Annotated in this window: 6 protein-coding genes and 1 tRNA gene; 4 read left to right on the forward strand and 3 right to left on the reverse strand. The window is 61.0% G+C overall.

From position 1 onward, the window contains the following. Positions 1-637: 637 nt before the first annotated feature. The 4 genes from gvpC to GG26_RS00770 all read left to right on the forward strand — a co-directional run bounded on the left by gvpC (position 638) and on the right by GG26_RS00770 (position 3,506). Positions 638-1,660 (forward strand): gas vesicle protein GvpC, encoded by a 1,023-nt coding sequence (gene gvpC / locus GG26_RS00755; RefSeq protein ID WP_414388402.1) that lies wholly within the window; start codon positions 638-640, stop codon positions 1,658-1,660. Positions 1,661-1,748: 88 nt separating this feature from the next. Next, on the forward strand, positions 1,749-2,633 hold the full coding sequence (gvpN, locus tag GG26_RS00760) for a gas vesicle protein GvpN (RefSeq protein ID WP_011429714.1): 885 nt from the start codon (positions 1,749-1,751) through the stop codon (positions 2,631-2,633). A gap of 39 nt (positions 2,634-2,672) precedes the next feature. Next, complete coding sequence (locus GG26_RS00765) at positions 2,673-3,005, forward strand: gas vesicle protein (protein WP_414388405.1); 333 nt, start codon at positions 2,673-2,675, stop codon at positions 3,003-3,005. 69 nt (positions 3,006-3,074) lie between these two features. After that, complete coding sequence (locus GG26_RS00770; protein WP_228375437.1) at positions 3,075-3,506, forward strand: LptA/OstA family protein; 432 nt, start codon at positions 3,075-3,077, stop codon at positions 3,504-3,506. A gap of 342 nt (positions 3,507-3,848) precedes the next feature. On the opposite strand, the gene GG26_RS00775 is transcribed toward GG26_RS00770, so the two are convergent. From GG26_RS00775 to GG26_RS00785, 3 genes are all read right to left on the reverse strand, one after another. Then, positions 3,849-3,922, reverse strand: a tRNA-Arg gene (locus tag GG26_RS00775). A gap of 17 nt (positions 3,923-3,939) precedes the next feature. Then, complete coding sequence (locus GG26_RS00780) at positions 3,940-4,605, reverse strand: ribonuclease HII (protein ID WP_414388408.1); 666 nt, start codon at positions 4,603-4,605, stop codon at positions 3,940-3,942. A 58-nt stretch (positions 4,606-4,663) separates the two neighbouring features. Further along, a complete protein-coding gene (locus GG26_RS00785) occupies positions 4,664-6,799 on the reverse strand; it encodes an Rne/Rng family ribonuclease (protein WP_414388410.1) in 2,136 nt (711 codons plus the stop codon). Between the last annotated feature and the right edge of the window lie 254 nt (positions 6,800-7,053).

The following is a 7,053-nucleotide window of genomic DNA, read 5'->3' on the forward strand; positions in this document are numbered from 1 at the left end:
TTCAGCCACTTGTAAAGAGGCGGCAGCTGCCTCCCGCAGCCGCTATGGCTTGGCAGTCCTGTCGAAGCAGGTGGCTAGTGAGGCAGGGACCAGGGTAGAGTCTCTGCCTCGCTTTGCTCAGTTCTGGCCAACTTTGACCGACCAACAGCCCGGCTATTCCCGCTCCCAGGTGGAGGACTTGTGCGGCCTGCCGGTTTGCATTGCCACGCAAGTGCCGAAGCCAGCTATCTGGGAGAAGGGAAAAAGGCCGTAGTGCCCCTGACCCACACAAAAGGGTAGTCAGCATTATGGCATTGAATTTATTGAGGTAGAGGAGGCGTACAGCTCACAGGCAAGCTTCCTAGATGGAGATGGGCTACCTAGTTATGGTGAAAAACCCGACGGGTGGAGACCCTCTGGAAAGCGTGTCAAGCGGGGCCTGTACCAAACGGCAAAGGGGTGGTTGGTCAACGCTGAGGCAAATGCTGCCGCCAACCTGCTTAAGAAAGTCAGCAGAACCTTGGGGCTTTGCGTGAAGGAACTGTCTAGAGGCGCTTTGACAACGCCGTTACGGGTTCTTTTGTGGACTGCGTAAGAATCCCCCGCCTTTAGGCGGTGGGAGTGTCAAAGTAAAAACCAACAGGAGAGAGGGAGCGCCATGAGTTTGCGGGAACAGTGGGCCATGGCCCACAACCAACAGGTGGCCCAGAATCAAAGTTTGTTCAGTCAATCCCGGCAGCAGCGTCTGGAGCAGCACCGAGCTCTGATAGCCGAGCTGGAGCAACGCCGCCGGGAACGACAAGAGGCAATCCGGCAACAGAGGGAGCAAACCCGTAGGCAACTGAAGAGCTTCAACCAGAGCCGGGCGGCGCAGCGGGCCTTGGACGAGCATTCTCGCATGGAGGCTGTGGCCCAGCGGGTCAAAGCGGTGGCGGAGCTTCTCTCCCGCATGGCTCAAGAGCGAGCCGCCCAATCGCAGGCCCAGCAGCAGGAGCTGCAGACTTTTCAAGCCAACTTGACAGCGACGGTGGGGAGATTGCTGAGCACCTGTGCACAGGCCCGGCAGACCATGGCCGGCCAAACTCGACAAGCTCGCCAGTCTTTTTATGCTGAGTTGCGGCAGCGGGTACAGGCTTTGCAGCAGCTCGCGCGGCAGGAGCTGGCTCAGGTCGCTCAGGATCAGCGGGCAGAGGCCCAGGCTCTGCGGCAAGCTTTGGCGGCTTTCCGCAGGGCGTTGCACGAGCAGGTCTGGGGGAATGGGATCCCAGAGGCCCAACCCATCATCCCTTCTGAGGGCTTGGAAGGTGAAAAGTCTGAGAGCTCGGCCAATGCCTCGAAAACGGTTTCGGCTGAGGTTTCCCTGCCAAAGCCTGTGGTTGCGGTCTCAGAAGAGGCGGCTCCTCCTCCCCCTCAGCCTGTGGTGACTCCGCCACCACCTGAACCTGCTCCAGTTCGGCCCGCGCCCCCGCAGGAGGCAAGTTCGGATCGCATCATGGCCTACGTCAACAACTATGTAACCAACCTGCAAGCGCAGGCTCCCGATCTAACTTTGCTGCAGGTGATCGGGGATCGGGAGCGGGTGCGGGATCTGCTGGCCCGCGGTGCGGTGGATCTGGGGGTGGATCCCTCCGAGATCCTGGCCACCTTGCGGCGTATGGTGTCAGCGACGGTTGCCATCTGATCCCGGCCTAACACCTGTGAGCGCAAGAAGACCGTTGCCGCTATAGTCGAGGCAAGAGCGTCAAGGCAATTGAGAGTTGGGTATTGCTATGGCCACGGTTCTGCAGGCGCGTCCCCGCCAGTTCGTAAACACTCCTTACATCGAGCGGATTACCCGCCGCGCTTTGCGCTATCTGCAATCGGGTTTTGCGGTGCATCTGCGGGGCCCTTCGGGCACGGGCAAGACTACCCTGGCGATGCATCTGGCTAGCCTGCTGGGCCGTCCCATCATGCTGATCTACGGCGACGATCGCTTCGATTCTTCCGACCTGATCGGGGGGCGCACCGGCTTTACCCATCGGCGGGTGGTGGACAACTTTATCCACTCGGTGGTGAAGACGGAGGAGGATGTGCAGCAGCGCTGGGTGGATGCCCGCCTCACCTTGGCCTGCCGCGAGGGGTTCACCCTCATCTACGACGAGTTCAACCGCTCCCGCCCGGAGGCCAACAACGCCCTCCTGAGCGCTTTGGAAGAGAGGCTGCTGGTGTTGCCGCCGGACAGCAACCGCTCAGAGTATCTGCGGGTGCATCCCCAGTTCCGGGCCATCTTCACCTCCAACCCAGAGGAATACACCGGAGTTCACAAGGCCCAGGATGCGCTGCTGGATCGGATGATCACCATCGATATCGGCGAGCCGGATATCGAGACCGAAAAGGAGATCCTCACCGCGCGCATCGGTCTCTCTGCCCCTGATGCGCTCAAGATCGTCCACATCGTCCGCGCTTTTCGCCGCAAATTGGATCTGACCCGCCACCCCAGCCTGCGCAGTTGTCTGATGATCGGACGCATTGTCAAGGAGCACGAGCTGGCGGTGAGCAAGGACAATGCCGATTTTCGCGCTCTGTGCGCCGACGTGCTGTTGCCCAGGGCCGGCAAGCGCTACGAGGAAGGAGCCCAGGTGCTCAACTATTTGCTGGATCAACTGCCCGGCTGATATTTGTATGCTTTCGCACACTTTGGAGGGAAATTCTCTGTGCCTGTTACCTCTCAACCCCTGGCCACGGCAACGCATGGCTCCTCTCTGGCCGATGTCTTGGAGCGGGTTTTGGACAAGGGGATTGTCATCGCCGGGGATATCACCGTTTCGGTGGGCAATGTGGAGCTGCTCAATGTGCGCATTCGGCTGCTGATCGCTTCGGTGGACAAGGCCAAGGAGATTGGGATCAACTGGTGGGAATCGGATCCCTATCTCAGCAGCCAAGCCCGCGAGCTGCTGGAAACCAACCGCCAGTTACTGCAGCGGGTCAGCGAGCTGGAAAAGCAACTGGCCCAAGGCCTGCCCAAGGGAGGAAATGGTAAGGACTAACGCGCTGCCCCGCCAGCGGGGCCAGGGATCCCGGGCTAGACTGGCAGGTGGGGTGGTTTGATTGGGGTGATGCGCATGGCGGTCGGGATCGACCTTGAGCAGAAAAACAGGTGCCAGCTAAGGGGGGTAGCCTGGGCGGTGGGGGTGGCGCTGCTGCTGGCGATCCCCAGCCTGGCTTGGGGGCAAAACCCGCGTGCCCTCAGCATCAGCGCCGATGTCCAGGAGGCCAATGCCAACACGGGGGTGTTTGTAGCCACCGGCAATGTCACCCTCAGCTTTCCCGCCGAGCGCCTCACGGCCCGCGCCCAGAGAGCGGTGTACTACAGCCGGGAGCAGCGGATCGAGCTGGAGGGCCAGGTCACCATCCGCCAAGGGGAAAATCAGTTGCAAGCAGAAAAAGTCATCTATCACATCGAAAAAGGCACCATCCAGGCCGTGCCAGCAGCAGGAGGCCAGGTGGAGTCCGTTTATGTGCTACCAGAACCCACTGCGAGCCCCTAGCTAAGGCTTAGATCCAGATCCTGCTGAGAGAAGTGCTGATACATTTACGCTGAACACTGCTGAACATCACTGTTCAACTATGCAGCGATAGCATTCTGTTTGTTTCCAAACAGAATGGCGGTATCCCGCAAAGCTTTGAGTAGAATACCCAAAGCGCAGTTTCCGTGTCGTCTTACTACCAATTTTCTGCTTTGCTTTGGCTACCATGTTGGCAGACTCGAAAGTAAACAGAAAGATCAACTGGTAGTAATCCGTACTGAACATGTTATACATTATTTTCAGTATAGTTGAGCTTATTATTGACTAGAGTCATGCTCCTTCGCTGTCTGCTTCTGGAAGAAACGCCCACGAAAGGATTCGAACCTCCGACCCCTGGGACCGGAACCCAGTGCTCTAGTCCGCTGAGCTACGTGGGCAGTACGTGGACTCTATCCTACCCTCCAATTTCGCCTGCCTGCAAGTCTCGCAGGGGGGCAAAGCTACGGCGGTGCTGGGGGCTTGGCCCCAAGCGCTGCAGCGCCAGTCGGTGCTCCTGCGTGCCATAGCCGACGTTGGTGCGCCAGCCGTAGCCGGGGTACTGGTGATCCCAGCTCTGCATCAGGGTATCCCGCCAGACTTTGGCCACGATGGAAGCGGCGGCGATGGAGAGGCTAAGCTGATCCCCTTTGACCAGGGCCGTCTGCCGGGATCCCAGCTCTGCCAACGGCAACCCATCCAGCAGGATGTGCTCCACTTCCCCCACCTGCGCCAGAGCTCGTTGCATGGCCAGCAGCGTGGCCTGGCGAATGTTGAGCTGGTCGATCTCGGCGGCAGAGGCGCTGCCAATGCCTACGGCCAGGGCTACTTGGGCAATCCGCTCCGCCCAGTGGGCGCGCTGCGGCGGGCGCAGTTGTTTGCAGTCTCTCACCCCTGACAGCGCCTCCGGATCCAGATGGGCCGGCAAAATCACCGCCGCCGCCACCACCGGCCCCGCCAGGGCCCCCCGCCCCACCTCATCCACGCCTGCCACCCGCCGCATCCCCTGTTGCCACAGGGATCCCTCCCACTTCAGGCTGGGCTGCACCACCTTGTCCACACCCCCAACTCCGGAGCTAACCATCCTCTTGACCGAGCCAACCGACCAACGGCGAGGTTTGCTCCCGGGCTCAGCGGGCCGGCTAGCTGCTGCGGGAGCGCCGTCGTCTGGAGGCCGCCGGAGATTGCTGAGACGGGTCGATGACTACCTCCTGGGGCGTCACCGTTGCCGGCGGCTCCGCCATCGATGATACAGGCGGAGGAGTTTGCGGCTCGGAGGGTGCTGGCGGGGGAAGAGTATTTACCGGCTCCTGCTCCGGCAAAGCTGCGGCTTCAGGGGCAACCGTCTCCGCCGTGCCGTTGGCAGAAGTTGCACCGGCCTCCGCCTCTTCCGGGCTGGCCATCTTTACAGTGCCCGGCAGGGCCACCATAACCACCGTGTCGCGGCCCGAGGGCGGTGGCTGATCCAGAAGCAACAGCGGCGACAGCCCTAACTCTGAGTAGACCCGCTGTTGCAAGGGGGTCATCTCCACAGTAATGGCTTGCCGGGCTGGACGGCTTTCTGAGGACTCCACCCCACCGGCGCGAGCGGATCGCCCCGCGGTAGGCTGGTCTCTGTGGGAGCCCTGCTCTTCCCCATCTTCTCCCCGGCTGGGACGCCGGGATTCTTTGCGCTTCTGCTCCGCCCCGCCCCCTGCCGGCTGCAAGAGATCTTCCCCAGGCACCTCCAGACTGCCCCCTTCTGCCTCTCCGCTCCGGGAAACCGGGCGCTGGCCTACGCGGGGATCCACCCACTCGTCGCGGGAGCGTTTGCGCCCCACCTCAATTCGCGATTCCTCCAGATCCGGTCGCTGTTCTGGGGCAGTACGGGAGCGGCTCAGGGAGACACGGCCTTCGGTTCGCGACACCCCATTGCTCCCCAGCCGCAGGCCCGCCCGCTGCGAGTCGCCCTCCTGGAGCAGGCTTGGGCTGGAACCGTCCTCCCCCTCAGTGGGCAACGTTACCGGCAGGCCACTTTCGACCGTCAACAGCCGTCCTGGCTCAGCTCCTGGCAGGCGGGCCAGGATCCCTAGCCCCTCACAAGTAGGACAAGAGTGGCCGAAGATCTCGTAAAGGCTTTGCCCCTGCCGCTTGCGGGTGAGCTCCACCAGCCCCAATTCCGACAACTGAACCACCTGGGGGCGAGCTTTGTCGCTGGAGAGGGCCTTGTTGAAGTGCTCCAAAACCAGCAACTGGTCGCGGCGGGAATCCATGTCGATGAAATCCACCACGATCACGCCGGCAATGTTGCGCAGCCTCAGTTGACGGGCAATCTCGGTAGCCGCCTCACAGTTGGTCCACAGCACTGTCTCGCGAGAGGTGGCCGATTGGGTGAAAGAGCCAGAGTTGACATCGATCACCGTCAGGGCTTCGGTGGGCTCAATGACGATGTAGCCGCCGGAGGGGAGATCCACCCGGGGTCGCAGCGCCTGCCGGATGACTGCATTGACCCGGAAATACTCCAGGATGGGGGTGGGTTCGCGGTGGGCATCGACCACAACACCGGGCGGCATCTGGCCCTTGTTCCAACCTTGCAAATAGCTACGCACCCGCTTCGCCCCTGCCGGCGAGTCGGTAACGATGCGGTTGACGTCCTCCGAGTAGACATCCCGCAGCACTCGCTGGATAAAATCGTCATCTCGGCTGAGCAGCCCCGGACCCCGTGCCGCCTGATACTGCTGTTGAATATCCTCCCAGAGCTTTTTCAATTGCTCCAGGTCTTCGATCATCGCCTCTTCAGACACCCCCTCGGCCTCGGTGCGCACCAACAGGCCCATCTGGGGGGGTTTGATCAAAATAGCCAGCGACTTGAGGCGATTGCGTTCTTCCCGATCCTCGATGCGGCGGGACAGATGAACCCCTTTGCCGTAGGGTCGCAGCACCAAGTACCGCCCTGGAAAGGCCAGATCGCCGGTGAGGCGTGGCCCTTTGTTGCCGGTGGGCTCCTTCATAACCTGCACCAGCACCTTTTGCTGTGGCAGAACCAGCTCCGAGATGGAGGCATGGTTGCGCTTGAGGCGTAGCGGGCCTAGGTCGCTGACGTGAATAAACCCGTTGCGTTCGCCGGAGCCAATGTTGACAAAGGCAGCGTCGATGCTGGGCAGGACGTTCTCGACGATCCCGACGTAGACGTCTCCCACCTGGTAGGTGCCACTGGCAACGATCAGCTCTTGGACTTGGTCTTCGGCAAAAACAGCAGCGACGCGGTGTTGCTCATCAATTACAATCTGCCTGGGCATTAACGTTCCTCCCCGCCCCCAGGGCCTGCGGTTGTGGATTGAACCCTCCTTGCGGCGAGGCGCTGTCCTTTTGGCGGGATCCGCTCAAGTTTTTTTAGCCAGAATCGATTCATCATGAGGCTGTCCATTACCCTAAGCTCTGCTTTGACGGAGGATGACCGATTTGCTGGGCTTCCACTCCACCATTGATGAGGTGAGTCCAAGCTCATCGGATCCTTAGGATTGGGTGGGATTTGCATGGGGATTGATGGATA

Source organism: Synechococcus sp. 'PEA 65AY6A-5F PE A', from assembly GCF_047462575.1.
Classification (GTDB): Bacteria; Cyanobacteriota; Cyanobacteriia; order Thermostichales; family Thermostichaceae; genus Thermostichus.

What these genes read in the sequence shown, in the direction of transcription:
- GG26_RS00780 (WP_414388408.1), bottom strand. Translation starts at nt 4,605, where the DNA reads ATGGTTAGCTCCGGAGTTGGGGGTGTGGACAAGGTGGTGCAGCCCAGC.
- gvpN (WP_011429714.1), top strand. Translation starts at nt 1,749, where the DNA reads ATGGCCACGGTTCTGCAGGCGCGTCCCCGCCAGTTCGTAAACACTCCT.
- GG26_RS00785 (WP_414388410.1), bottom strand. Translation starts at nt 6,799, where the DNA reads ATGCCCAGGCAGATTGTAATTGATGAGCAACACCGCGTCGCTGCTGTT.
- GG26_RS00770 (WP_228375437.1), top strand. Translation starts at nt 3,075, where the DNA reads ATGCGCATGGCGGTCGGGATCGACCTTGAGCAGAAAAACAGGTGCCAG.
- gvpC (WP_414388402.1), top strand. Translation starts at nt 638, where the DNA reads ATGAGTTTGCGGGAACAGTGGGCCATGGCCCACAACCAACAGGTGGCC.